The sequence below is a fragment of the Streptomyces sp. NPDC104371 genome (assembly GCF_055583785.1).
In genome coordinates this window covers 1-26,133 of the sequence record NZ_JBVJNF010000003.1, presented here as the reverse complement: position 1 = coordinate 26,133, position 26,133 = coordinate 1, and the positions used below count along the sequence as shown (strand labels likewise).

General features: G+C 71.6%; 24 protein-coding genes. 7 read left to right on the top strand and 17 right to left on the bottom strand.

Features of this window, described 5'->3' with window-relative positions:
* Positions 1–21: 21 nt before the first annotated feature.
* Positions 22–375 carry a VOC family protein gene (locus ACZ60T_RS10800; RefSeq protein WP_365627572.1) on the top strand — a complete coding sequence of 118 codons (354 nt, stop codon included), beginning with the start codon at positions 22–24 and terminating at the stop codon, positions 373–375.
* A 93-nt stretch (positions 376–468) separates the two neighbouring features.
* Here ACZ60T_RS10800 and ACZ60T_RS10795 read toward each other — a convergent pair whose 3' ends face one another.
* The 5 genes from ACZ60T_RS10795 to ACZ60T_RS10775 all read right to left on the bottom strand — a co-directional run bounded on the left by ACZ60T_RS10795 (position 469) and on the right by ACZ60T_RS10775 (position 4,450).
* On the bottom strand, positions 469–2,436 hold the full coding sequence (locus ACZ60T_RS10795) for a DUF5107 domain-containing protein (protein ID WP_469665597.1): 1,968 nt from the start codon (positions 2,434–2,436) through the stop codon (positions 469–471).
* Between the two features lie 87 nt (positions 2,437–2,523).
* Positions 2,524–3,087: a GNAT family N-acetyltransferase gene (locus tag ACZ60T_RS10790; protein ID WP_365627566.1), complete on the bottom strand. Its 564-nt coding sequence runs from the start codon at positions 3,085–3,087 to the stop codon at positions 2,524–2,526.
* Between the two features lie 24 nt (positions 3,088–3,111).
* On the bottom strand, positions 3,112–3,351 hold the full coding sequence (locus ACZ60T_RS10785; protein WP_365627563.1) for a LapA family protein: 240 nt from the start codon (positions 3,349–3,351) through the stop codon (positions 3,112–3,114).
* A gap of 69 nt (positions 3,352–3,420) precedes the next feature.
* Positions 3,421–3,969, bottom strand: a complete 549-nt coding sequence (locus ACZ60T_RS10780; RefSeq protein ID WP_469665596.1) for a hypothetical protein — start codon at positions 3,967–3,969, stop codon at positions 3,421–3,423.
* Positions 3,970–4,069: 100 nt separating this feature from the next.
* A complete protein-coding gene (locus tag ACZ60T_RS10775; protein WP_469665595.1) occupies positions 4,070–4,450 on the bottom strand; it encodes a hypothetical protein in 381 nt (126 codons plus the stop codon).
* A 189-nt stretch (positions 4,451–4,639) separates the two neighbouring features.
* Between ACZ60T_RS10775 and ACZ60T_RS10770 the strand changes: the two genes are divergently transcribed.
* Positions 4,640–5,509, top strand: a complete 870-nt coding sequence (locus ACZ60T_RS10770; protein ID WP_469665594.1) for an alpha/beta fold hydrolase — start codon at positions 4,640–4,642, stop codon at positions 5,507–5,509.
* A 109-nt stretch (positions 5,510–5,618) separates the two neighbouring features.
* Here the strand turns inward: ACZ60T_RS10770 and ACZ60T_RS10765 are convergent, their stop codons facing one another.
* The 6 genes from ACZ60T_RS10765 to ACZ60T_RS10740 form a co-directional block, all read right to left on the bottom strand.
* Positions 5,619–6,545: a S66 peptidase family protein gene (locus ACZ60T_RS10765; protein WP_469665593.1), complete on the bottom strand. Its 927-nt coding sequence runs from the start codon at positions 6,543–6,545 to the stop codon at positions 5,619–5,621.
* A complete protein-coding gene (locus ACZ60T_RS10760) occupies positions 6,542–8,515 on the bottom strand; it encodes a dipeptidyl-peptidase 5 (protein ID WP_469665592.1) in 1,974 nt (657 codons plus the stop codon). Before ACZ60T_RS10760 ends, ACZ60T_RS10765 begins: the two co-directional genes overlap by 4 nt.
* Positions 8,516–8,563: 48 nt before the next feature.
* A complete protein-coding gene (locus tag ACZ60T_RS10755; RefSeq protein WP_469665591.1) occupies positions 8,564–9,868 on the bottom strand; it encodes a M20/M25/M40 family metallo-hydrolase in 1,305 nt (434 codons plus the stop codon).
* Positions 9,861–10,694, bottom strand: coding sequence for a M55 family metallopeptidase (locus ACZ60T_RS10750; protein WP_469665590.1), 834 nt, complete (start codon positions 10,692–10,694; stop codon positions 9,861–9,863). Before ACZ60T_RS10750 ends, ACZ60T_RS10755 begins: the two co-directional genes overlap by 8 nt.
* Before the next feature lie 133 nt (positions 10,695–10,827).
* A complete protein-coding gene (locus tag ACZ60T_RS10745) occupies positions 10,828–11,841 on the bottom strand; it encodes a cation diffusion facilitator family transporter (RefSeq protein ID WP_469665589.1) in 1,014 nt (337 codons plus the stop codon).
* A gap of 166 nt (positions 11,842–12,007) precedes the next feature.
* A complete protein-coding gene (locus tag ACZ60T_RS10740; protein ID WP_469665588.1) occupies positions 12,008–12,910 on the bottom strand; it encodes a sugar phosphate isomerase/epimerase family protein in 903 nt (300 codons plus the stop codon).
* A 229-nt stretch (positions 12,911–13,139) separates the two neighbouring features.
* Between ACZ60T_RS10740 and ACZ60T_RS10735 the strand changes: the two genes are divergently transcribed.
* From ACZ60T_RS10735 to ACZ60T_RS10725, 3 genes are all read left to right on the top strand, one after another.
* On the top strand, positions 13,140–13,721 hold the full coding sequence (locus ACZ60T_RS10735) for a hypothetical protein (RefSeq protein WP_469665587.1): 582 nt from the start codon (positions 13,140–13,142) through the stop codon (positions 13,719–13,721).
* Between the two features lie 231 nt (positions 13,722–13,952).
* Positions 13,953–14,909, top strand: a complete 957-nt coding sequence (gene iolC / locus ACZ60T_RS10730) for a 5-dehydro-2-deoxygluconokinase (RefSeq protein ID WP_469665586.1) — start codon at positions 13,953–13,955, stop codon at positions 14,907–14,909.
* 86 nt (positions 14,910–14,995) lie between these two features.
* Positions 14,996–15,874 carry a Cgl0159 family (beta/alpha)8-fold protein gene (locus ACZ60T_RS10725; protein WP_469665585.1) on the top strand — a complete coding sequence of 293 codons (879 nt, stop codon included), beginning with the start codon at positions 14,996–14,998 and terminating at the stop codon, positions 15,872–15,874.
* A gap of 2 nt (positions 15,875–15,876) precedes the next feature.
* Here the strand turns inward: ACZ60T_RS10725 and ACZ60T_RS10720 are convergent, their stop codons facing one another.
* The 5 genes from ACZ60T_RS10720 to ACZ60T_RS10700 all read right to left on the bottom strand — a co-directional run bounded on the left by ACZ60T_RS10720 (position 15,877) and on the right by ACZ60T_RS10700 (position 22,971).
* Positions 15,877–16,374 carry a GNAT family N-acetyltransferase gene (locus tag ACZ60T_RS10720; protein WP_469665584.1) on the bottom strand — a complete coding sequence of 166 codons (498 nt, stop codon included), beginning with the start codon at positions 16,372–16,374 and terminating at the stop codon, positions 15,877–15,879.
* 24 nt (positions 16,375–16,398) lie between these two features.
* Complete coding sequence (locus ACZ60T_RS10715) at positions 16,399–17,145, bottom strand: class I SAM-dependent methyltransferase (RefSeq protein ID WP_469665583.1); 747 nt, start codon at positions 17,143–17,145, stop codon at positions 16,399–16,401.
* Positions 17,142–19,634, bottom strand: a complete 2,493-nt coding sequence (locus ACZ60T_RS10710; RefSeq protein WP_469665582.1) for a SpoIIE family protein phosphatase — start codon at positions 19,632–19,634, stop codon at positions 17,142–17,144. The genes ACZ60T_RS10715 and ACZ60T_RS10710 overlap by 4 nt, the downstream gene beginning before the upstream one ends.
* A 178-nt stretch (positions 19,635–19,812) precedes the next feature.
* On the bottom strand, positions 19,813–22,191 hold the full coding sequence (locus ACZ60T_RS10705; RefSeq protein ID WP_469666065.1) for an MFS transporter: 2,379 nt from the start codon (positions 22,189–22,191) through the stop codon (positions 19,813–19,815).
* 336 nt (positions 22,192–22,527) lie between these two features.
* Positions 22,528–22,971 (bottom strand): SRPBCC family protein, encoded by a 444-nt coding sequence (locus ACZ60T_RS10700; RefSeq protein WP_469665581.1) that lies wholly within the window; start codon positions 22,969–22,971, stop codon positions 22,528–22,530.
* Positions 22,972–23,278: 307 nt separating this feature from the next.
* Between ACZ60T_RS10700 and ACZ60T_RS10695 the strand changes: the two genes are divergently transcribed.
* Together ACZ60T_RS10695 and ACZ60T_RS10690 are read left to right on the top strand one after the other, a co-directional pair.
* Positions 23,279–24,856 carry an alpha/beta hydrolase gene (locus tag ACZ60T_RS10695; RefSeq protein WP_469665580.1) on the top strand — a complete coding sequence of 526 codons (1,578 nt, stop codon included), beginning with the start codon at positions 23,279–23,281 and terminating at the stop codon, positions 24,854–24,856.
* A 67-nt stretch (positions 24,857–24,923) separates the two neighbouring features.
* On the top strand, positions 24,924–25,322 hold the full coding sequence (locus ACZ60T_RS10690; RefSeq protein ID WP_469665579.1) for a RidA family protein: 399 nt from the start codon (positions 24,924–24,926) through the stop codon (positions 25,320–25,322).
* A gap of 73 nt (positions 25,323–25,395) precedes the next feature.
* Here the strand turns inward: ACZ60T_RS10690 and ACZ60T_RS10685 are convergent.
* A partial coding sequence (locus ACZ60T_RS10685) for an RNA-guided endonuclease TnpB family protein (protein ID WP_469665578.1) occupies positions 25,396–26,133 on the bottom strand: 738 nt, incomplete at its 5' end.

Below are 26,133 nucleotides of genomic sequence, written 5' to 3'. Positions count from 1 at the left end.
GCCCCAACTAGGCTCTCCCGTATGGAAATTCTGGGAGCCACGCTACGGATCTGCGTCGACGACCTGGAGGCTTCGGTCGCGTTCTACGAGAGACTGGCGGGCGGCCGTGCCGAGCGCTTCGAGCGGGGCGGCGTCTCGGTCGCCGCGGTCGGCTGCTTCCTGCTGATGAGCGGCCCCGAGGCGGAGATCGAGGTCCTGCGCAAGGTCACAGCGACGATCGCGGTGAAGGACGTCGAGGAGACCCACCGCGTCCTGACCGACTCGGGCGCCCGCGTCCTGGCGGGCCCGATGGCAACACCGGCCGGCCGCAACCTGATCGCACTGCACCCGGACGGTTCGGTATACGAGTACGCGGACCGCGGACCGACAGGGTAGCGACGCCGGGGCGACGGGCAACGAACAGCGCCGACGCACCGCGACCGAGGCTTCACGGGCACCGGCCGACCCGCGCTGTGCGGCGCGCGTGGTTCATCCCTCCCGGTCCGGGCGCATCCGGAAGTCGTAGTGTGCCGGGAGTGGGTCGTCGGTGAGGCGGGACCACAGGTCGGCGAGCGTCTCCGCGCCCTCCCTCAGGTCCGCTACCTCGAAGCCCTCGTCGAAGACGGCCCGTGCCGCCGCACGCTCGCCCTCCGCGAGCAGCAGGCGGGCCTCGAGCAGCCGGAATCGGCCGCGGTGCCGTGTCGTGGGATCGAGGCGCTGCCACACGGTGCGCGCGGCCGTGGCGCGGCCCGTCGTGAGCAGCGCCTCGATCGCCTCGTGGCCGAGCGCCGCCGTGGCGGCCGTCCAGCTCTCCTCGCCGTCGTCGTGCCGCCCTCGGCAGAGGTCGTCGAAGGCCTCCGCGTACCGGTCGGCGGCGCGTTCGGGGTGGTCGGCCTCCTGGTCCGCCACGGCCAGGCAGCGCAGCAACGGCCAACGCGCACAGCCCAGTTGAAGGCCTCGCTCCCAACTCCGCACCGCCTGCGCCCGATCGCCCGCATGCCACTGGGCGACACCCAGGTGATACTCCGTCAACGGCTCGGCGGGGGCGCTCTCCAGCATGTCCCGCCAGTGCGGCGCGACGAGCGTCTCACCGGGCGGAACGACCCGCCCCGGCTCGGGGAACGCCCCTGACCGCAGCAGCCGGAGCCACGGCTCCTGCGCCTCGCCGAGCGTGGACTCCTCGAACGGCGTGCCCGGCAACTTGCCCCCGGTACGCAGTACTTCGAGCGCGCCCCAGCCGGAGCCCACGGCGAGCGTCTCGCCGGGTTCCGTATCGGCGCACGACCGCCACGCCGCGTAGGCGGCGTCGACCTCGCCGCGCGGCAGGACGGAGTCGAGCCGCGCCTCGGCCCCGCGTACGACGGTCGCCCACTCCCCCTCGCGTCCGGCGCTCAGCGGCCCGTAGGCCTCCAGCCAGGACATCTCGCTCTCGGCGTCCAGCCGTACATGCTCCAACTGGGTGCGGGCGAGCCCGGCCTGGATCTCGCAGTAGCCACCGGTGCCCGGTTCGGTGAGCCACTCCTGCCAGCGGCGCCCACCGGCCCCCGTGCCCCACACGAACAGCTTCCGCCCGCGCAGCACATCGGTCGAGGTCTGCGCCAGCCCCTGGCCGTCGTGGTCGAGCGCGGCGATCCAGCGGCGCCGCCCGTCGGGTACGTCGTAGAAGTAGTCGGCCGGGTAAGTGCTGTTGAGGGGGTAGGTGTGGTCCACGGCGTCGTACGACGGCACCGGCACCCGGCGCAGCCGCCGCTCGTACCCGAAGTGGTACGCCTCCTCGGCGGGCGCCAGGACCCGGCACTCCTCGGGCACCGCGATGCTGGACCACCAGTACACGGGCACGGGCCGCTCCTGCGGATTGCGGACGCGGACGCCGACGTACAGGAAGTCGGAGCCCTCCGGAAGCCAGAGGTCGACCTGGAAGGGCAGATCGCGCAGGCGCTCCCACTCCCACAGGCGCAGCATCTCTCCCCCGTCGGGCGCGGTGACACGGGCCGCGTGCAGGGGCGCGCAGGAGAGGGTGCTGTGACCCGTGGCGCCGATGTTCCACTCGATGCCGCCGGAGAACCAGGCGCCGTTGAGCGCGAAGCAGGCGGGCTGCAACACCGGGTTGCGGTATAGCAGTTCGCGGCCGGTCGGCTTGTGGAACAGCGACGCGACGCGCCCGCCGAGACCGGGCAGGACGGTGGCGCGCAGCCGGTCGTTCTCGATCACCAGGGTGTCGATGTCACGCGGCGCACGCGTTCTGCCGTAGCCGTCCCGGACGCGGACGGGCAGCAGGCTGCGCAGAGGCGCGTATCCGATCTGCCGGGCCATGTCGCCCGGCAGGTCGTCCTTGTCCCGGTCCTCGACGCGGTGCGTCTCGGCGAGCGGACGCAGCGGGGGCAGCGGGTTGTCTGGTCCCAACTCCGCGGTGGGCAGGGTCAGTACGTCACGTCGGATCGTCGTCACGATCGCCATGCAACCGGGCCCGTGCCGAGCCGACCAGGGGCCGCCACGTCAGGATTCCGCAAAGGAGGCAAACCGGCGTACGTCCCCCACGTCCCCTCACCCCTCTTGCTCCCCTTGCTCCCCGACCATCTCGGCGGTGATGGCCCACCGTTCGTGGTCCCGCCACGCACCGTCGATGAAGATCATGTCCGGCGAGAACCCCTCCAGCCGGAACCCGCCGCGGCGGGCCAGGGCGATCGAGGCGGTGTTGCCGGGCTGCACGTTGATCTCCAGCCGGTGCAGCCCCATCGGCCCGAAGGCGTACCGCATCACGAGATCGAGCGCCTCGGACATCAGCCCGCGCCCCACGGCGTGCGCGAAGGCGGCGTAGGCGAGGGCCCCGCAACGGAAGCCGCCCTCCACGATGTTGTTGATGTTGATGAACCCGGCGAGGGCACCGCTGTCCTTCTCGCACACCAGGAACCCGACCTTCGCCGGATCCTCGATGAGCCGCCTGGTGTACGCGGCGTAGGCCTGGGAGTCGGCGGGCGGGAACAGCCACGGACGGTGCAGATCCTCGCTCTCCCGCACCCGCGCGACGAACTCGGCTTCGTCCTCGTACGTGAAGGGACGGACGCCCACGCGGGGCCCCTCGGTGAGATATCCATGAGTCTCGAGCACCCGGCCACCGTACGTGAACCGAGGTCAGCCCCGCCGACTCATCACCAACGCCCCGCACAGCGCCCCGATCACCCCCGTGCCCAGCAGCGCCAGCCACAGCGGCATGGTGACCATGGCCACGAGCAGCCGGATCCGGGTCTGCTGGGTGTTCTCGAAGACGAAGGCCAGCACGAGCGCGGCCAGCGCCAGCCCGACGATCCTGCGCGGCGTCACCCACGGCAACCGCCCCTGGCGTGCTTCACCGCTGGGGGTCCTCGCTCTCATACGCCCAGCATGGACGGCCACCGGGGCCGCCGCCCGACCGGCGGGGGCCGGACGGGTGAGCAGCCGCCCTCACGCCGAGGGATGCTCCCGTACGGGGATGCCGGGCGCGTAGTGGGCGACGGCCGCGACCAGCCGTTCCTTGTCCAGACGCCACCCGGACACGGTCCGCGAGGTGAACGCCACGTCCTCGGGCACCGACACGAGTCGCCTCACGACAGCACGGGCCTTCGGACCGTCCCCGGGCAGCGCGGGAGCCCCCTCGCGCCGGATGAGCCCCACACAGGGCAGGGTGGCGACACCCGTGCTCTGACTCCAGAGCACGAAGCCCGTGATGTCACCCCAGGGCACATGGACGGTGGTGGCCCGGTACCGAGCGGCATTCCCGCCGAGAAGCACACCCGTCCCGTCCACCCGGAACGCGACCTTGTGACTCATGGCCGTGTACGCCATGAGGGCCCCGCCCCCACCGAACAGAGCCAGCCCCAGGACCCGCAGGAACAACGGAACACCCGGAAGCAACAGGACCACAGTGAAGAAGGCACTGACCGCGACGACCCACCTGGTCTTACGATCCCAGCCGTACCGCGCCTCGTACACGGGTGACACATCGCCGACCATCCCGAAAGCATGCCGCCAACTACCCACCGGGGAAAGGCTTCTGGCCGACCTGCCATGCTGCCTGTGTCCGCGCAGCGCATAGGCCGCGGTCGGACCCGGGCTACCAGATCAGTACGCCGCCCGCGACGGCCTTCGCTCGTTCGGCGGCGTCCTCGATGTTCTTCAGGCGTTGTGAGATCTGCTGGACGTGCGTCGCGTGTGACTGTGTCGCGTCCGCGGTCGGGGTCACGTGTTCGAGGTTGCGGCGGATCAGCGCGCATTCGCTGAGGAACTCGTCCACCTCGTCCGGTGCCACCGCGACCAACTCGCCGGTGGCCAGGGCCGGGAGAAACCTCGCGCCCAGCGCGCGCACGGCGTCGGAGCCCCACACGGTGGTACGCCAGCTCTCGAAGCCCGCGAGGTCGGACGCGCTCGCCGGGACATCGAGCACGCGCATCTGGTCGTCCTCGCCGACGACGTACACGTCCACGCACAGACTCATGCCCTCAGTCGATCACGGCCGCGAACCGTGGGTCCACACGGTTTCGCCCGCCCCCGACCGCGTACCCGCCGATGGCGCGGCTCGCGGTGCTCGTCGATGATGGTGTCGGCCGACTTCCCTGCCATGCCGGACGGCTTCCCTGTCGCGCCGGACGGCTTCCCTGTCGTGCCGAACGAAGGGGCTCGAGTGATGGCCTACGCCGTGCACCACCGCACCGTCGCCGTTGACGGCCTGGACGTGTTCCACCGGGAGGCCGGTGACCCGGGGGCGCCCGTCGTGGTCCTGCTGCACGGCTTCCCGACCAGCTCGCACATGTTCCGGAACCTGGTCCCTGCCCTCGCGGACCGCTACCGGGTCATCGCCCCGGACCACATCGGCTTCGGCCAGTCGGCGATGCCGGGCCTGGACGCGTTCCCCTACACCTTCGACGCCCTCACGGAGATCACCGCCGGGCTGTTGGCCCGTCTGGGGGTCGACCGGTGCGCCCTGTACGTGCACGACTACGGCGCCCCGATCGGCTGGCGGCTCGCGCTCCAGGACCCGCGGCGGGTCACGGCCATCGTCACGCAGAACGGGAACGCCTACACCGAGGGCTTCGTCAAGCCCTTCTGGGACGGCCTGTTCGCCTACGCGCGATCCCCCGGCCCGGAGACCGAAGCACCGGTGCGCCGCGCGCTGACCCCCGAGGTCACCCGCTGGCAGTACCTCAACGGCGTAGCCGACCCCACCCTGGTCAGCCCCGACAACTGGGTGCACGACCAGGCGCTGCTCGACCGTCCCGGCAACGACGAGATCCAGCTCAAGCTCTTCCGCGACTATCCCACCAACGTGGACCTCTACCCGGCCGTCCACCAGTACTTCCGCGACTCCCATGTCCCCCTGCTGGCCGTATGGGGAGCGAACGACGAGATCTTCGGCCCCGACGGCGCCCGCGCCTTCCGCCAGGACCTGCCCGACGCCGAGGTCCATCTCGTCGAGTCCGGGCACTTCGCCCTGGAGAGCCACGGGGAGGAGATCACCGGGCACATCCGTGAGTTCCTCGGCCGGGCACTCACTTGAAGTGGCCGAGAAACACCCGGACTTCACTCACCTCGTCGCCCGCAGTTCCCTCCGCCAGCGCACACACGCGAGGGCGAATCCGACCCCGGCAGGAGCGCTCAAGGTCCCCTCACACCAGCGCCGGTACCTCCAGGGTCAACGTGCCTGCCTCCGTGTCCAGTTCGGCCGCGACACCGAACGGGATCGTCAGCGTGTCCTGGGCGTGCCCGAACCCGAACTCCTCCACGACCGGTACGCCCAGACCGTCGAGGCGGTCCATGAGGACGGGACGCAGTCGCTCGTAGGGCCCGCATCCCTCCCAGGAGCCCAGCGCGATCCCGGCGACTCCCGTCGGCCATCCGGACCGCAGGAGTTGGGTGAGGAGCCGGTCGATCCGGTACGGCTCCTCACCGACGTCCTCGATCATCAACAGCCCGCCCCGAGCGCCGGACCGGGCGTGCGGGGTGCCCAGTTCGGACGCGAGCAGGCTCAGACAGCCGCCGAGGGTGACACCCCGGGCGCGGCCGGGCACGAGCGTCATGGCACTGGAGGAGGTGATGGTGCGTACCGACTCCGGCGCGAACAGCGTTGCGCGCAGGTGCTCTTGAGCCCGTGTGCTCTTGAGGAAGTCGGCGCCTGCCGCCATCGGCCCGTGCAGGGTGACCAGACCGAGGCGGGTCGCAAACGCCTCGTGCAGTGTGGTGATGTCGCTGAAGCCGACCAGCACCTTCGGCCCGGCGGCCCGCAGCGCGTCCCAGTCGAGCAGGTCCACCATGCGCTGGACGCCGTAACCGCCCCGGGCGCACAGCACCGCGGACACGTCCGGGTCGCACCAGGCGGCCTGGAGGTCGGCGGCCCGGTCGGCGTCCTCCCCGGCGAGATAGTCCAGGCCGGGGTGCGGGTCGAGGACATGCGGCGCCACGACGGGGTCCAGGTCCCAGCCGCGCAGGATGTCGAGCCCGGCGGCGAGACGCTCCTCGGGTATGGGCCCACTGGGCGCGACGACGGCCACACGGGCGCCGGGCACGAGCCGGGGCGGCCTGGTGAGCGGTCTCACTCGCTCAGCTCCAGCGTGGGGACGCCGGGCGGGTTCAGGCCGAACGTCTGGGCGTACAGGGAGAGTTCGGCCTCCAGCGCGCGCACCATCGTGTCGGCGCGGCGGAAGCCGTGCCCCTCGCCCTCGAAGGCGAGGTACGCGTGCGGGACCCCGCGCCCGTCGAGCCGGGCCAGGAACCGCTCGCACTGGGCGGGCGGGCAGATGGGGTCGTCGAGTCCCTGCAACAGCAGGAAGGGCGCGGTGATGCGGTCCGCCTGCTCCAGGGGCGATCGTTCGACGTACCGCTCGGGGACCTCGGCGTGCGGTCCGACGAGGCTCTCCAGATAGTGCGACTCGAAGTCGTGGGTCTCCTCCGCGCCCCAGTTGGCCAGGTCGAGCACGGGGTAGATGATCGTGCCGCAGGCGTAGACGTCGGTCGTCGTCAGGGACGCCGCGGTGGTCCAGCCGCCCGCGCTGCCGCCGCGGACGGCGAGCCGGTCGCGGTCGGCGGTGCCCTCGTCGGCGAGGGCGAGCGCGGCGGCCGCGCAGTCCTCGACGTCGACCACGCCCCACTGTTCGCGCAGCCGGTTGCGGTACTCCCGTCCGTACCCGGTCGAGCCCCCGTAGTTCACCTCGGCGACGCCGATGCCGCGCGAGGTGAAGTAGGCGATCTCCAGGTCGAGGACGAGCGGGGAGCGGCTGGTGGGGCCGCCGTGGGCCCACACCACGTACGGCGGCAACTCGCCCTCGGGCGCGGTGTGGTCGGGGTGGCGCGGCGGGTAGATGTGCGCGTGGATCTCACGGCCCTCGGGACCGGTGAAGGTACGGATGCGCGGCTGCGGGTAGTACGCGGGGTCCACCGGGTCCTGGTGCGCGGCGCCGATCACCCGGGCGCGCCCGGTGCGGGAGTCGAGTTCGACCACTTCGTACGCGCTGTGCGCGCCGGCGCCGACACCGAGGATCCGGCTGCCGTGCACGGCGAGCGTGGCCGCGAACTCGGTCCAGGGCCCGGCGGTGTCGACGACCTCGCCGCGGTCCGGGCAGAACACCCCGAGACGGCCGGCGCCCTTGCCGTGCACGACGGCGATCAGCCCGTTCTCCAGCGGCGCGAACCAGCGCTGCCCGACCCGCCACAGGGGCCCGCCGAACTCCTCCTCGCGGGGGCACAGCGGCACACCGTCGCGGTAGAGGTTCCACCAGCCGGTGCGGTCACTGACGTACAACAGGCCGCCGTCCGGGGCCCATTCGACCTGGGGGACGGACTCGTCGGGGCCTCCGGCGACCGTGCGCGGCTCGCGGAACGTCCCGTCGTCGGCCACCTCGGCGACGATCAACTCGGTACCGTCCCACGGCATGCGGGGGTGGTCCCAGGCGATCCAGGCGGCACGTCGGCCGTCCGGCGAGAGCCGGGGTCCGGTGACGAACCGGTGGCGGGCCTCGGTCAGTTCGCGCAGGGCCGCGCGGTCCTCGGCCGCCGAGCCGTCCAGCGGTACGGAGACGGCCACGCGCCGTACGTCACCGGGCTTGTCCCCGGTGAACTCCTCCAGCACGCACCACACTTCACCCCGCTCCAGGTACAACTGCGGGTCGACCCAGCGCAGTCCGCCGCCCACCGACGAGAGCGGGGTGAGCGGGCGCGGCTCGGCGCCGGGCGCGTCGGGCTCGTACGCGTACAGCCGCCCGTCCGTGAAGTGCGCGAACACCACGAGCGGTCCCTCGGGGCGCATCACCCCGGCCCAGGGCAGGCCGCCGTACTCCATGACGCGGCTGCGCACGTTCCACGGCGCGGGCAGCACCGGCCGCGGTGTGCCGTCCGCCGCGCGTCGTACGAGCGCGCGGCGCCCGCCCTCGGTGGGACGCGGCTCGGTCCACCAGGCCTCGTCCCCGACGAAGCCCACCCACTCCGGCTGCCCGTCGTGTGCGGCGGCGAGCGCCGCGTCGATCGGCGAAGGCCATGCCCCGTACTCCAGGGTCTGCTCCAACTCCCCCACTCCTCTTCTCAGGCCGTGCGCATCAGGTCGTGCATCAGGTCGTGCGCATCAGGCGGTGCGCAGAAAGCGGTCGAGGACGCGGACGCCGAAGTGCAGCGCCTCGACCGGGACGCGTTCGTCCACACCGTGGAAGAGCGCCTGGTAGTCGAAGCCCTCCGGGAGCTTCAGCGGGGCGAACCCGTACCCGGTGATCCCGAGGCGCGAGAACTGCTTGGCGTCCGTGCCGCCGGACATGCAGTACGGCACCACATGTCCCTCGGGCGCGAACTCCTCCACGGCCGCACGCATCCTGGCATACGTCGGTGAGTCGACGGGAGCCTGGAGAGCCGGCTCGCGATGGTCGAACTCCCAGTCCACGTCGGGTCCGGTGAGTTCGTCCAGGGTCGTGGTGAACTCGTCCTCGCCGCCGGGCAGATAGCGTCCGTCGACATACGCGACGGCCTCCCCCGGAATGACGTTGACCTTGTAACCGGCGCTCAGCATCGTCGGGTTGGCGCTGTTGCGGACCACGGGCCGGACGAGCGCGGCGGCCGGGCCGAGCTTGCGCAGCAGGCCGTCGATGTCGTCGAGGTCGGCGTCGAGGCCGTACAGCGCGGCGAGTTCGGTGAGCGCGGCGCGCACGGTCGGGGTGAGCCGGACCGGCCACTCGTGGGCGCCGATCCGGGCGACGGCCGCGGCAAGCCGGGTGACCGCGTTGGCGTGGTTGACCTTGGAGCCGTGTCCGGCCCGGCCGTGCGCGGTGAGCTTGAGCCAGCCGGTGCCGCGCTCACCCGCCGCGATCGGGTAGATCTGTCGGCCGTCTCCGTCGTGGAAGGTGAACGCCCCGGACTCGCTGACGCCTTCCGTGCAGCCCTCGAAGAGGTCCGCGTGCCGGTCGGCGAGGAAGCCGGAACCGTCCTCCGCGCTGGCCTCCTCGTCGGCGGTGAACGCGACGACGACGTCGCGCCGTGGCCGCAGGCCCGCGCGCGCCCAGTGCCGGACGACCGCGAGGATCATCGCGTCCATGTTCTTCATGTCGATCGCGCCCCGGCCCCAGACGACCCCGTCGCGGATCTCACCGGAGAAGGGGTGCACGCTCCAGTCCGCGGCCTGCGCGGGCACCACGTCGAGGTGGCCGTGGACGAGCAGCGCGTCGGCGGAGGGGTCGGTGCCCTCGATACGGGCGACGACGTTGGTCCGCCCGGTGGTGCGTTCGAGCAGCGTGGGTTCGAGGCCCGCCCCGGCCAGTCGCTCGGCGGCGTACTCGGCGGCGGGGCGCTCCCGGCAGTCGCCGCCCCCGCGGTTGGTGGTGTCGATACGGATGAGGTCGGAGGTGAACCGGACGACCTCGTCCAGGGCCTGCTGGTCAGCCATACTGCTCCTCCAGCGCGGCCGAGGCGATCGTGGTGACCGCCTTGAAGGTGCGGATGCCCTCGTACATGGTCGCGTGCGTGTACGCCACCTTCCGCTCGCCGACGCGGTGCACACCCGGCACCACGGTGGCGGCCATCGCCAGATGCTCGGCGTCGAACTCCACCGCCACGGTGAACGGGCCGCCGTCCAGGGGCTCTTGACGTACCGCGAGGGCGGCGGCCTCCTTGGCGGCGGCGCGGATGTCGGCGGCGGTCCTGGCCGGGGTGCGGCACACGGCCGCGTACCGGGAGACATGGTCCTTGACGGCGACCTTGAGCGCCTCGGGCGCGTATCCGAGCGCGTCCTCGCAGGCCACGTCGTCGCCCGTGACGAGGACGACGGGGACTCCGTACTCGGCGACGACTCGCGCATTCAGCAGGCCCTCGCTCGCGCGTGTGTCGTTGACCCACACCCCGGTGATGGAGTTGGCGAGGTAGGTGTGCGCGAGGACGCCTTCCATACCGGCGCCCGCGTGGTAGCCGACGAACGCGATGCCGTCCACGTCGCCGTGCTGCACGCCCTCGACCATGGAGAGGGACTTGTGGCGGCCGGTGATCATCTGCGCCCGCTCGTCCAGGTCCTCCAGGAGCAGATTGCGCATGGTCGAGTGGGCCTCGTTGATCAGCACCTCGTCGGCGCCGCCGTCGAAGAACCCGAGCACGGCGGCGTTCACGTCCGAGGTGAACATCGTCCGGCACCGCTCCCACTCGGGTCTCCCGGGCATCACGTCGGCCGGCCAGGTGACTCCGGTGGCGCCCTCCATGTCGGCGCTGATGAGGATCTTCATGCGGCTCCGTCCTCTCGGGTCGAAGAGCCCGAGGTGGCCCGCCGACAGGAGTAGTTGACATCAGTTCCCCTGTTCTCGGCAACGCCTTCCTGTCCCTGAAGGCGTTGCCGGGAGCGGGTCCGGAGGTCAGGAGTCAGCGGTCCGTCGGCCGGTAGACGGGGCCGTGGGCGTCGTCGCAGTGTTCTGCGGGCCCGGCCATCGGGACGGCGGTCTGGAGCAGGTCCCCGGCCTCGGTGTCCTCGCCGACATGGTCGACCTGGAGGGTGGTGTGGGTGATGCCGTAGTCGTCGCGCAGGACTCGCTCCAGATGGCGGCGTACGGAGTGGCAGTCGCCGTCCGCTTCGACCAGGACGTGGGCCGACAGGGCGGCCTGCCCGGAGGTGATCTGCCAGACGTGCAGGTCGTGCACCTCGACGATGTCCGGCTGGGCGACGAGCCGGTCCCCCAGCGCCTCGGGGTCCAGGTCGGCGGGCGCGGCCTCCAGGAAGATACGGCCCGAGTCGCGCAGCAGTCCGTAGGCGGCCTTCACCATCAGCGCGACCACGACGAGCGTGGCGATGGCGTCGGCGCGCTGGAAGCCCGTCAGGACGATGATGAGCGCGGCGACGGCGGTGCCGATGAAGGCGAACAGGTCGGTCAGGATGTGCTGGTAGGCGCCCTCGATGTTCAGGGAGGTGCGGTTGGCCCGCGCGATGCACGCGGCGGCGGCCACGTTGACGACGATGCCGACCAGCGCGGTCACCAGCATCAGTCCGCCCTGGACCTGCGGCGGTGAGATGAGGCGCTCCACGGCCTCGACGGCCAGCCAGGCGCCGAGCAGGAGCAGGGTGAGGCCGTTGACCTGGGCCGAGAGGATCTCCGCGCGCTTGAGCCCGTAGGTGAAGCCCCCGGCGGCCGGGCGCTCGGCGAGCCGCATCGCGATCAGCGCCAGCACGATGGCGGCGGCGTCGGTGAGCATGTGCGCGGCGTCGGAGATCAACGCCAGGGAGCCGGCGACGACACCGACGAACACCTCGACCGCCATGAACGCCGTGATCAGCGCGAGCGCGATCCCCAGCCAGCGACGGTCGGCGTCGGCCGACACCCCGTGGGTGTGGCCACCATGCCCATGCTCATGGCCGTGCCCATGCGCGTGGTCGCTCGTCATCGTCCGCTGCCCCCTTGGGTCGGGTGTCTGAACGGCAGTGAAACCCATCGACCGGGGAATCACCAAAGACTGCATCGGTGACCGTTGTCATCTCCGTTAACACCCCCTCTGACCTGCGCAAACACCCAAGAGGGCCCGCGCGTCGCTCAGGCTCCGCAGGAGTCGCTCAGGCTCCGCAGGAACGGAGGAACGCGCGGGTACGGACGGCGATCGGCAGCGGCTTGCCCGGCGGGCAGGGGTACATGTCCTGCTCGACGATGGCGAACAGATCGACGCCGAGGCCCTGCGCGGCGGCGAGAACCGGCTCCAGCGCGGGCACGCCGGTCGGGGGCTCGCACATCACGCCGCGTCGCACGGCGGGGCCGAACGGCACCCCGTTCGCGACGACGTCGGCGAGGATCTCGGGGTCGACCTGCTTGAGGTGCAGATAGCCGATGCGCTCGCCGTAGGTCTCGATGAGCTTGACGCTGTCGCCCCCGCAGTAGGCGTAGTGACCGGTGTCCAGACAGAGGCCGACCAGGTCGGAGTCCGTCGCGTCGAGGAAGCGTTCGACGTGCTTCTCGGTGTCGATATGGGTGTCGGCGTGCGGGTGGACGACGATGTCGAGCCCGTACGTCTCCCTGACGGCCCGCCCGAGCCGTTCCATGCCCTGGGTGAGCCGCTTCCACTGCTCGGTGGTCAGCTCCGGGGGCTCGATGATCTCGGCGGTCTTGTCGTCCCGCCAGAAGGAGGGGATGACCACGAGGTGTCCGGCACCCATGGCCTGGGCGAGCGAGGCGACCCGGCCGACCTGCTCCCAGGTGGACTCCCACACCGCCGGTCCGCGGTGCAGCGCGGTGAAGACCGTGCCCGCCGACACCTTCAGGTTCCGCCGGGCCACCTCGTCGGCGAGCCGCGCCGGATCGGTCGGGAGGTAGCCGTACGGGCCCAGCTCGATCCAGGAGTAGCCGGCCTCGGCGACCTCGTCCAGGAAGCGTTCCCAGGGCACCTGTCGCGCGTCGTCGGCGAACCAGACGCCCCAGGAGTCCGGGGCCGAGCCGACCCGAATGCGGTCCAGGACAGTGCTCATGTCAGGAGGTCCCTTCGGTGGATGCCGCCATGGGTGCCCGCACGCCCGCCGAGTCTCGCACGAAGCGGGCGGCGGCTGATGGCTCGTTACCCCGGAGACCGACCGGGTGATCCTCCCGCGGGGAATGAGTCGTTTCATACTATTTACTTACGCTATGTCAACAATGGGCCCTGTCCGTGGTCACTGAGTCTGTCCGTGATCACTCCGAGTTCGCGAGAAAGGTTCTCTGGTGAGCCATAGAACGATCCGCAGTTCACGCGTGAGGTCCGCCACCCTGGTGTCGGCGGGCGCGGTTGCCGTAGCACTCAACGTGGTCCCGAGCACGACAGCCGTCGCCGACGCGATCCACCGGTCGGGCGCCGACAGCGCCGTGGCACTGCCCGGTCCGAAAGGGGCCGTGAGCCTCCCCGGCGGGGGCGGCGGCCACGACAAGGACCATGGCCACAAGGGCAACCAGGGACCGCAGGGCGCGCAGGGTCCCCAGGGACCGCAGGGCGTCCAGGGGTCGCTGGGTCCGCAGGGGCCCCAGGGGCTGCAAGGTGTCCAGGGGTCGCAGGGTGTGCAGGGTGCGGGCGGGATCACCAGCGTGTACACCGTGGTCGGGCCTCAGGGCACGCAGTCGGTCGCGAACTGCAACCCCGGCGATGTGGCCGTCGGCGGCGGATTCCGCGAAGTCGCCGGGTTCGCCGACATCCTGTCGAGCCGCCCCCTGCCCGGCACCCAGGGCAGCAGCACCACCGGCTGGCAGGCCATCAGCACGCCCGGCGGTGTCACCGTCGCCTACGCCGTCTGCGCCACCCGCCCCGCGTGAGCGACGGCCCGATACCGGCCACGCCCCGCACAAGAGACAGACGACGGTGCCCCGAGGATCCGGCCTCGCGGGCACCGTTCGCGTGCACGCGCACCGCGCGACCAGGTCCGAATGTAAGTACATACCCTTGACAGGGAAGCGCCCCGCGGCCTACACCTGTGAGGCATCCGGGCCCGGACACCGGTCCTCCGGGCGGCCGTCGGCCCGTATCCCGCACGAGGAGCGACGCGCATGCCTGAGCCCGCCGAACGGTTCGACCTCATCACCATGGGACGCCTCGGAGTGGACCTCTACCCCTTGCAGACCGGCGTACCGCTCCCCCAGGTCGAGTCGTTCGGGAAGTTCCTCGGCGGCTCGGCCGCCAATGTCGCGGTGGCCGCCGCGCGCCTCGGCCGGACCACCGCGCTGATCAGCCGGACCGGGAACGACCCCTTCGGCGTGTATCTCCACGGAGCGCTCAAGGAGTTCGGGGTGGACGACCGGTTCGTCACGCCCGTGGACGCCTTCCCGACCCCGATCACGTTCTGCGAGATCTTCCCGCCGGACGACTTCCCGCTGTACTTCTACCGACTGCCCAAGGCCCCCGATCTCGAGATCCACACCGAGGAGTTGGACCTCCACGCCATCCGCTCCGCCCGCGTCTTCTGGGTCACGGGCACCGGCCTGAGCGACGAGCCCAGCCGCTCGGCCACGCTCGCCGCCCTCGCGGCCCGGGACAGGTCCGGCATCACCGTGTTCGACCTCGACTGGCGCCCGATGTTCTGGCAGGACCCCGCGACCGCGCCCGCGTACTACGCCGAGGCGCTGCGCCACGCCACCGTGGCCGTGGGCAACCTCGCCGAGTGCGAGATCGCCACCGGCGTCCGCGAACCCCGCGCCTGCGCCGAGGCGTTGCTGGCGGCGGGCGTGGACCTCGCGGTCGTCAAGCAGGGCCCCCACGGGGTGCTCGCCCTGCACCGCGACGGTACGACCGCCGAGGTGCCGCCGCTGCCCGTGGACGTCGTCAACGGACTCGGCGCCGGAGACGCGTTCGGCGGCTCGCTCTGCCACGGGCTGCTCGCCGAGCGGCCGTTGGAGCAGATCATGCGGCACGCCAACGCGGCGGGCGCGCTCGTCGCCTCCCGTCTCGCCTGCTCCACCGCGATGCCGACCGAGTCGGAGATCGCCGCCCTCCTGGCACGCGCTTGACCGGCCCGTCCCGTGCCCCGGCAGGCACCGGGTGCCCGGCCCCTCCCACGCGGGCGACCCCTGCCATCCCGTGAACGGAGCCTGTCTTGAGCATCAGCATCCGCGACCTCGTCACCCTGCGCGCCCGTACGCCGCAGGCCATCGCCGAAGCCGCCGCCCGGCGCGTCCGCCGCCCGCTGATCGGTACCGGCGGACGCCTCATGATCGTGGCCGCCGACCATCCCGCGCGCGGCGCGCTCGCCGTCGGCGACCGCCGACTGGCCATGGCCGACCGCGCCGACCTCCTGGAACGCCTGTGTGTCGCGCTGTCCCGGCCCGGCGTGGACGGTGTCCTCGCCACCGCCGACATCCTGGAGGACCTGCTGCTCCTCGGCATGCTGGACGGCAAGGTCGTCCTCGGGTCCATGAACCGCGGTGGCCTCGCCGGAGCGTCCTTCGAACTGGACGACCGCTTCACCGGTCTGCGCGCCGAGGACATCGAGCGGCTGCGCTTCGACGCCGGGAAGCTGCTGCTGCGGATCGACTACGACAACCCGGGCTCCCTGCGCACCCTGGAGTCGGCGGCGCGGGCCGTCAACGAGATGGCCGCGCGCCGACTGCCGCTGTTCATCGAGCCGTTCATAGTGCGGCGCGTCGACGGCGGGGTGCGCAACGATCTGAGCGCCGAGGCCGTCGCCCGGTCCATCGCCATCGCCTCGGGCCTGGGCGGCACGTCCGCCTACACCTGGCTCAAGCTGCCCGTCACCGACGACCCCGACGACATGGCCGAGGCGCTGAAGGCCTCGACCCTGCCCGCCGTGCTCCTCGGCGGCGAGGCCCGCGGGGATCAGCAGGGTGTCTACGAGAAGTGGCGTACGGCGCTGCAACTGCCCACCGTGCAGGGAATGGTGGCGGGCCGGGCGCTGCTGTACCCCGCCGAGGGCAGCGTGGCGACCGCCGTGGACACCGCGGTCGGACTGCTCTGAGGCTACGTCGGTTCCGGGGCGGTGAGCCGACGCCGGTAGCGCACGCCGGGCTGCCCTCCGACCGAGGTCTCCTCCACGGCGGTGAACGCGTTGCGCAGGAGCACGGCCGCGGAGGCCGGGTTGGCGCGCGCGACCATCGCTGTCAGCTCCAGGAGGCCGTACTCCGTGGCGGCGACCCGGCAGACCTCCCCCACCATGGCCGTCGCCACGCCCCGTCCGGCGGCGCGCTCGCCGATCCGGTAACCGAGTTCAGCGCGTCCCGCCACGACGTCCACGATGTTGACGCGGCCGATCAACACGCCCCGGTCGTCGAGGACCACATGGAAGTGGCACAGGCCCGCGTCCTGTTCAGCGAGCCGGGCGCGGAGCAGCGAGGCGAACTCGGCGAAGTACGCGTCCCCGCGATCGGGCACGGACCGTGCGAAGTACTCCCGGTTCTCGCGCTCGAAGGCCAACAGGGCGGGTTCATGGTCGGCCCGCAGCCGCTCCAGCCTCGTCATGCCGCAGAGCGTACCCCCGGATGATCACGCGGTGGTGGCCTGAGAACGGCGGGGTGCGCCCGCGACGATCCACTTCGACGGCAGATCGATACGGGTGCCGTCGGCCAGGTACTCCGTGAGCACCAGCGGCAGTTCACCCCGCGCCAGGACCGTGAGACCCGCCGCGCGCAGATACTCCGGCACCGCCGCGTCCGCCACCTCGCCGGGGGCGATGCCGTGCCGGAAGACCGGGGCGAGCTTGGCCGGTGGGCCCTCCGGGCGCCGCGCCAGTTCCTTGAGCATCCGCCCGGCCTCCTCGGCGAGTTCGACGAGGAAGACCCGGCCGCGCTCCCCCACCAGGGTCGCGAGGCCGTCGGCGAGCGGCTGCCGGTCAGCCGGTTCGCACTGGTGGAGGACGCCACGCATATAGACGTTGACGTCGCCGAGTTCGGCGTGCAGCGCTGCCGCCTCGCTCTGCTCGGCCGCGTCCATCAGGCGGTATCCGGCCCGGCCCGCGGGGTCGGCGCGCCGGGCGTGGTCCAGGGCCGCCGAGGACAGGTCGGCGCCGAGGACACGGGGGAAGCGGTCGGCCAGGAAGCGGGTCTGTGTGCCGTTCCCGCACCCCAGGTCCAGGAACGGCAGGCCCGGATCGGTCAACAGCGGCTCGAACAGGGCGAGATGAACCGCCGAGGTCAGCTTCGGCTCGGCGTCCCAGATGACGGACCCCGGCTCGTCGGGCGCCTCGTGCCAGAAGCTCTCCCAGGCCTGCCGGTACTGACTCGTCACGCTCATGCCCGACTCCCCCGAGGTGCGACGCGGGGCAGGGTCAGCGCGCACCACACCGTCTTGCCGCCGCCCGTACGGCTGGTCCCCCACTCGCGGGCCAGCGTGCTCACCACGCGCAGCCCGCGCCCGTACTCGTCGTCCGGGCGCGCGTCGAGCAGCGTGGGCAGGGTCTGGTCGTCGTCCTCGACCTCGCAGAGCAGCGTGTCGCAGCGCACCAGGCGCAGTTCGATCTGACGGCTGTGGGTGTGCGTCACGGCGTTGGTGACCAACTCGCTCACCAGCAGCTCGGCATGGGCGACGAGTGCGCCGAGTCCCCAGGTGTGGAGCTGTTCCCGTACCGCCGCACGGGCCCGGCCCACCTCGACGGCGTCCGGCGCGAGCCGCCACACCGCGACGTCCTCGGGCTCGATGCCGCTCAACCGGGCCATCAGCAGGGCCACATCGTCCTTGCGGCCACCACGGGTGTTGAGGGCGCGGATGATCGTGTCGCAGGCGTCGTCCATGGAGGCCGCGGGGTGGGCGGCGGACTCGCACAGCGTGGCCAGCCCCACGCCGATGTCCTCGCCCCGCATCTCGACCAGCCCGTCGGTGCACATCACCAGCCGGTCACCGGGCGCGACGGGCACGCGTACCGCCTCGAAGGGCACACCGCCGACGCCGATCGGCGCTCCCGTGGGCAGATCGAGGAGTTCGCTGCGCCCGTCCTCGGCGCGCACGATCACCGGCGGGATATGGCCCGCGTTGGCGAGGTGGAGTTCGCCCGCGATCGGGTCGTAGACGGCGTAGAGGCAGGTCGCGAGATAGGTGTCGCCGAGGCGCTGCGCCAAGTCGTCGAGGCTGCGCAGGAGTTGGGCGGGCGGCAGGTCGAGGGCCGCCATGGTGCGTACGGCCGTGCGCAACTGGCCCATCATCGCTGCGGAGTTGAGTCCGTGCCCCATGACGTCGCCGACGACCAGGGCGGTACGGGCGCCGGACAGTCGCACGGAGTCGAACCAGTCGCCGCCGACCCGGCCGAGCAGGGTGCCCGGCAGATAGCGGGTGGCGATCTCACAGCCGGCCATCCGGGGCTCGATCCGCGGCAGCATGCTGTCCTGGAGCGTCTCCGCGACGTTCTCCTGGTAGGTGTACATGCGCGCGTTGTCGAGCACGAGGCCCGCGCGGGCAGCGAGTTCGGCGCCGGTGACCCGGTCCATGTCGTTGAACTCGACGCGCTCGGGGTGGCGCAGCAGGATCATGAACCCGAGCACCACGTCGCGCGCCTTCAAGGGCACGACCAGCATGGAGCGGTTGTTGATGAGCGGCCGGATGTCACGCTTCTCGAACTGCGCGGCGATCGCGTGCCCCATCTCCTCGCTGATGCGCGGTACGAGGACGGGGTCACCGCTGGTCATGCACTGGAAGAAGGGTGTGTGCGCGGGGAACGGCATGGCCTCGCCGACCGGTACGACATCGTCCCAGCGGCCCGGTTCGTCGGTGTGCTCGACGGCGACGCGGTGCCACAGGGTGGTCGTGTCGGGGACGCCTTCGGGGAACCCCTCACCGGCGAGGACCTGTTCGCGCAGATACGTACCGGCCACGTCGGTGAAGCGGGGCACGACGGCCCTGCTGACCTCGATGACGGTCCGCGCCAGATCGAGGGAGGTGCCGATCCGGCCGCTGACCTCGTTGAGGAACTCCAGGCGCTCGCGCACCGCGGCGTACTCGAGGTCCTCGCCCTCGTCCTCGGTGTCCTGCGGCAGCGCCAGGCCCGCCGCCGCGGCGCGCGCCGCCCGCTCCCGGCGCGCCCGGCGTTCCACGCGCCGGGGCACACCCCAGTCAGGGGTGACCGGCACCCGGTCGTTCCGGCTGAACTCCAGGACGGGATAGCCCAGTTCGAGGACCTGCGCGACGATGCGGGCGCTCTCGCCGACGCTCATGCTGGGCAGGATCTCGGGCAACCGGTGGGCGAGTTCATCGGCGCCGGGGAAGTCGGTGTGCCGGGCGAAGCCGGGGGCGACGCGCTCGACCGGGGCGCCGTCGTCCCGGGGGTGCGGCGCGTCCGCGGCGGCGGCCAGCACCAGCAGCCGCTCCGGGCCCGGCCCCACCAACGGGTAGGCCCACCACAGCACTTCGACCCTGCCCCGCGCCCCGGACGGCGGGAGGTCCGTCCCGTCCGGCGACGAGAGGCGGGCGCGACCCGCGGCCGGATAGGACAACTCCCCTTCCAGCGAGGGCTCCAGACCGGGGCCGAGGCCGTCGTGCGCCCCGTAGGGCCCGTCCTCGTCCTCCTCGGGCAGGGCGCCGGAGACGGGCAGCAGGTCTGTCGCGGGCAGACCGACCGCGTCCTGCCGGGCGATGCCGAACAACTGCCGTGCGCCCCGGCTCCAGTGGGAGACCAGGCCCTCGCGGTCCACCACGACCACGGCCAGCGGTATACGCCCGGACGTGGCGCCTTCCGCCGCGCCGTCGTCGGCCGAGAGACCGGGGAGCGCGCCCGTCATGGTGCCATCGTCCATGGCCCAGGCCCCTATCTCCCCGCGTTCGCAAGATCCGTACCGCACCACCACGGTACGGCCCCGGCAGGTCGCGATGTGTGGCATTACGCGAATTACCCCACACGGGGGGACGCCGATGCCGCACACTGGCCGGTGGCCCTGCGGACAGCCCTCAGGCGAAGCGGACGGTCTCCCCTCCTCAGTCCTCGTGTCCGAGCTGCAGGTCCCGTTCCGTGCGGCCCCCTCCGGCGACCTGGAGCACCGTCGCCACCGGCGGGTATCCGGCCGCGATCACGGTGTACTCGCCGGACGACAGGTCGACGAACCGGAACGTCCCGTCGGCGCCCGTGGTGAGCGTGTCGACGACGTTGCCCGCGGCGTCGAGGAGCGTCACGCGCGCGTCCTCGACGGGCCGCCCGTCCCCGGCGCGCACGGTGCCGCGCAGCACCGCGCCGCCCGCGAGTTCGACGTCCTGCCGGGTCTCGCGCGAGGCCTGTACGGAGACGGGCAGCGCGGCCGGGCGGAACGCGGGCGCGCTGGCCGCGAGGGTGTACTCCCCGGCCACCAACTCGCCGATGACATAGCCGCCTTCGCGCCCGCTGCGGGTGCTCGCGACCACCTCGCCGTGCACGTTGGTGAGCGTGACGGCGGCATCGCGCACCGGGGTGCCGTCGGCCGTGAGCACGCTTCCCGCGAGCCGTCCGGCGCCGCCGAGCACGACGTCCAGTTCGACCGCGCGCTCCCCGACGGTCACCGAGACGGCCTGGGGCTGGTGGCCACCGGCCGCGGCGATCAGGACGTACGCCCCGGAGCCGGGCGTGGACAGCGCGTACCGTCCGTCCTCGCCGCTCGCGCCCCGTCCGATCTGCTGTCCCGCCACGTCGATGAGCGTGAGGGCGGCGCGCGGGACGACGGTGCCGTCGGGGTGCTGGACCGTGCCGCACACGGGGACTCCGGCGGCGTAGGGCGTGCGCGCGTGCGGGACCTGGGCCGTGAGCGGGGTCGGCTCGCCGGGGGTGACGGTGAGCGGCGACTCGGCGGAGGTGTGGTGGGACACCAGTGGTTTCTCCTTGAGGAAGAAGGCGATGAGCAGGCCGAGGACGAGCACCGGCACGAGGTAGAGGAAGATCCGTGGCATGGCGTCCGCGTAGGCGTCGATGTACGCGGCGCGCAGGGCCGGGGGCAGTGTGTGGACCAACTGCGGGGTGATCGACTGGGCGTCGGGCAGTTCGGCGCCGGAGGGCAGCCGGTCCCGCAGGGCGTCGGAGAGCCGGTTCGCGAACAGGGTGCCGAAGACGGCGGCCCCGACGCTGCCGCCGATCTGCCGGAAGTAGTTGTTGGCGCTGGTCGCCGAGCCGAGGTCGGCGGGGCGCGCGGAGTTCTGCACGGCGAGGATCAGAATGGGCATCACCATGCCGATCCCGGTGCCGAGCACGGCCATCCAGACGCTGTACTCCAGCCGCGAGGTGTCCACGTCGAGCCGGGACAGCAGCCACATGCCGACGGCGGACACGGCGCTGCCGAGGACGGGATAGATCCGGTAGTGGCCGGTCGTGCTGACGAGTTGGCCGCAGACGACCGAGGCGCCGACGACCCCGGCCATCATCGGCAGCATCAGCAGCCCGGACTCGGTGGCGCTCGCCCCGTCGACCATCTGGAGGAAGGTGGGCAGGTAACTGGCCGCTCCGAACAGGGCGATGCCGACGACGAGCCCCACCAGTGCGGTGACGTTGAAGATCGAGTCCCTGAACAGCCGTAGCGGGATGAGGGGTTCGGCGGCGAACCCCTCGGCGATCAGGAAGAGGACGCTCGCGAGGACCGCGCCCGCGCCCAGCCCCAGGATGACGCGCGAGTCCCAGGCGTACTCGATGCCGCCCCAACTGGTCAGCAGCACCAGACAGGTTGAGGCGGCGGCCAGCAGGATCGTGCCGAGCACGTCGAGGCGGACCTTCACGGCGGGCTTCGGCAGCTTCAGCACGACGGCGACGACGGCGAGGGTGATCAGGCCGAAGGGCACGTTGATGTAGAAGCACCAGCGCCAGGAGAGATGGTCGGTGAAGTAGCCGCCGAGGAGGGGCCCGGCCACGGAGGCGAGGCCGAAGGAGGCGCCGATCAGGCCCATGTAGCGACCGCGTTCGCGGGGCGGGACGATGTCCGCGATGATCGCCTGTACGCCGATCATGAGGCCACCCGCGCCGACGCCCTGGAGAGCGCGGAAGGCGATCAACTGGTCCATGCTCTGCGCGCGCCCGGCGAGCGCGGAGCCGATGACGAAGACGGCGATCGCGAACTGGAAGACGCCCTTGCGGCCGAAGAGGTCGCCGCACTTGCCGTAGACCGGCAGGCCCACGGTGGAGGTCAGCAGATAGGCGGTGATCGCCCAGGACATCCGCTCCAGACCGTGCAGTTCACCGACGATCTTCGGGAGCGCGGTGGCCACGATCATCTGGTCGAGCGCGGCGAGCAGCAGCGCGAGCATCAGCCCGAAGAAGACCAGGCGCACTCGGCGCGGGCCGAGCGCCGTCGGCTGTTCGGTGGCGATGGGCCCCTGGGGCGTCCTCGGGACGGCGGGCGGCATGACCCGCTCGCCGTCCACGTCCACCACCGTCGTCACGCCCACGGACCGCTCCCCTCGTCGCGATTGCGCGGTCCAATTTCTCGCACCGCGCGACGCGTTCGAGCGGGATGAGTCGGCCTCGGGGCGGGCCTCGTCCGGGTATCCGCCGGTCGGAGCCCTGCGGTGGACGACCGGACTGCGCTGAAAACCACTCGAAACGGTGAGCGTGATATTCAGCCGGATGACTGACGCACTGCGCTCCGGGGGCTCGGATCGCGGGATCCGCGCCCCCGTCGCGCGCGGGGAGAGGGGGCGGCGCCTGTGGTGGCGTGCCCCGTCGGCCGTGCCGTACCGGTGTTACTTCTCCACCTCGGTGGCGAGCTTGGCGAGCATCGCGTCGTAGATGCGGGCGAGACCCTTGGGGGCGAAGGTCCGCTCGAAGAAGCCGCCGATGCCGCCGGCCCCCTTCCAGGTGGTGGTGACGGCGACGCGCGAGCGGCCCTCGCCGGCCGGGGTGACCCGCCAGGTGGTGACCATGGAGGAGTTGCGGTCCTGCTCGACGAGTTCGCCGGAGGTCGGCTCGCTCACCTCGAGGAGGCAGTCACGGACGCGCTTGCTGGTGGCCTGGAGCTTCCAGTGCACGAGGGTGCCCTCGCCGTCGCCGCCCTCGCGCACCTCGTACTCGCTGAACTGCTCGGTCAACAGCTTCGGGCGGGTGTCCAGGTAGTCGGCGAGCGCGTCGAACACCGTCTCCGCGTCCGCCGCGATGGTCCGCTCCGTCGTGGCCTCGACCTGCGCCATGACTACCTCTTTCTGTCCGTGGGGTGGAGTGGCGCCATCCCATCACACCTCGGGCCACGCTCCGTGACGGGCATCCGCGCGAGCGCCGCCCCGGCCGCCGCCCCGGAGAACGCGCGCCGTACGTGAAGGCGTTGACGGGACATCAGTTCTCCCTCCTGTGAGGGAACGCGCGGCGCATCCGAGCGCTTCGCGCGACCCGATCGGGTCAAGTGCTACCTGAACACGTTCATACCGCCGGACTTTCCGGGACGATGCGGCGAGGACCTGACATATACGGTCCGTCCTCCTCCGTCGAGGGAGCCCTTACATGAGAGAACGCGCAGCCGCGCTGTGCGCTGCCGCCGTGGTGGTGGCGGGGACGCTCACCGCCGTCCCGGCCGAGGCGAGCGCCGCGCCCGGTGTGGACATCGCCAAGGCGGCCCGGCCCACCTGGAAGAAGTGCGGCACCGCCCGCTATCGGACGCTCCAGTGCGCGTCCGTCACGGTGCCGCTCGATCACGCGAACCCGCGGGGGCGGCAGATCAGCCTGGCGCTGTCGCGCGTCCCGCACACCGCGAAGACCTATCAGGGGCCGCTGCTGGTCAATCCGGGCGGGCCCGGTGGCAGCGGTCTGACGCTCGCCGGGTTCGTCGCCGCGACCCTGCCCAAGAAGGTGGCGGCGCAGTACGACGTCATCGGCTTCGACCCGCGGGGCGTGGGCAAGAGCAAGCCCGCCCTCACCTGCGCGCCCGGCCGCTCCAAGCCGGTCCGCCCGGACTCGGTGCCCAGCACACCCGCCCTGGAGCGGGCCGGTGTCTCCCGCGCCGCCTCCTTCGCCAAGGCGTGCGCCGCCAAGTACGCGAGCGTGCTGCCGTACATCGACACGGTGAGCGCCGTGCGGGACATGGACGCGATCCGGCAGGCGCTCGGCGCCCGGAGGATCAACTACTTCGGGTACTCGTACGGCACCTACCTGGGCGCGGTGTACGCGAAGCTCTTCCCGCAGCGGGTACGCCGTCTGGTGCTCGACTCGATCGTCGACCCCGGTGGCGTCTGGTACGACGACAACATCGAGCAGGACTACGCGTTCAACGACCGCCACCGGGCGTTCCTCGCCTGGGTCGCCAAGTACCACTCGACGTATCACCTCGGCACGGACCCGGCCGTGGTCGAGTCCAAGTGGTACGCGATGCGGCGGGCGTTGGCGAAGCACCCGGCCGGGAAGAAGGTGGGCGCCGCGGAGTTGGAGGACATCTTCGTCCCGGGCGGCTACTTCAACGGCTACTGGCCGAACCTCGCCGTCGCGTTCGCCGCCTATGTGAACCGTCATGACCCCGGTCCGCTGGTCACGGCGTACGACAAGGTCGGCAAGGTCGACGCCGCGGGCGACAACAGCTACAGCGTCTACACCGCCGTGCAGTGCCGGGACACCGCCTGGCCGCGCGACTGGGCGCGGTGGCGCGGGGACACCTGGGCGGTGTACGCGAAGGCGCCGTTCATGGCCTGGAGCAACACCTGGTACAACGCGCCCTGTGCCTTCTGGCGGACGGCGCCGCTGCGACCGGTGGACGTGGCGAACGACGCGCTGCCGCCGACGCTGCTGTTCCAGGCGACGGAGGACGCCGCCACTCCGTACCAGGGCGGTGTGCGCGTCCATCATCTGCTGCGCGGTTCCCGTCTGGTGGTCGAGCGGGGCGGCGGCAACCACGGCGTCACACTCAGCGGAAACGCCTGTCTGGACCGGTACTTGACCGCGTATCTGGCGAACGGCAAGGTGCCGCGCGGCAAGGGCGATGCCGACGCGGTGTGCGAACGGCGGCCCGATCCCAAGCCGTTGCCCACCAAGGCGGCGCCCGTTCCTTCCTCCGGTTCGACGCTGCACGGGTTGCTCGGCCACCACGGCTGAGCCCGCCCGCCGCCCCTGTCGGGGGCCTCGTATCCGCGTGGTCAAACCCGTGCTCCATGATGGACGCATGAGCGAACTGACCAGGATCACGGCCCCCGATGGGGTCGCCCCCGCCGCCGCGTACACGCATGTCGTCATGGGCACCGGCCGCTTCGTCGCGGTCTCCGGCCAACTCGCGCTGGACGAGGACGGCAAACTCGTCGGCGAGGGCGACCCGGCGGCCCAGGCCCGCCAGGTCTTCGAGAACCTGCGCCGCTGCCTGGCCGCCGCCGGGGCGACGTTCGACGACGTGGTCAAACTGACCTTCTTCGTCACGGACATGGCGTACATGCCCGCGATCCGCGCGGCCCGCGCCGCGCACATACCGGAGGACCGGCTGCCCGCCGCGTCGGCGGTGCAGGTGGCGTCGCTGGTGCGGCCGGAGTTCCTGATGGAGATCGAGGCGTACGCGGTACTGCCGCGATAACCCGTGGCCGGTCGGGCGGCGGCTGTCTACGGTTCGGTCTTGACTTCCCCCCCTCGGTGAACGAGGGGGATTCCTACGGCTCGCGCCGCAGGGTTTCCTGCTTCATCGCCGACTGCCCGCCCGGAGTGCTCCGTTGAGGTCTTACACCGGCTCCACAGGCCGACACCGTCAGTCCGACGGCCAGCAAGTTCTTCGCCGCGTTCACATCCCGGTCATGGGTTGTGCCGCAGTCGCACGTCCAGGTACGGACGTTCAAGGGCATCTTGTTCTGCAAAGCGCCACAGTCCGAACACAGTCTGGAGGACGGGAAGAAGCGGTCGACCGCGACCACGTTCCGCCCGTACCAGCTCGCTTTGTACTCCAGCATGTTCCGGAAGTCCGACCACGCGGCATCACTGATGGCGCGGGCCAGGGTGTGGTTCTGGACCATGTTACGCACGGTCAGATCCTCGATCACGAGCGTTTGGTTCTCACGCACGAGTCGAGTGGTCAGCTTGTGCAGGGCGTCCCGCCTGCGGTCGGCGATACGAGCATGGACCCTGGCGACCTTGCGCCGGGCCTTCGCCCGGTTCCGGCCGCCCTTCTCCTTACGGGCAAGGACACGCTGCGCTCTCGCCAGCCGGACACGGTCCTTGCGTTCATGCCGGGGATTGGCGATCTTCTCACCACTCGAGAGGGTCAGCAGATGATCCAGGCCGACATCGATGCCGACGGCCGTGTCCGCGGCCGGGAGCGGCCTGACGGCCTGGTCTTCGACCAGCATCGACACGAACCAGCGTCCGGCCGCGTCCCGCGACACGGTAACCGTCGA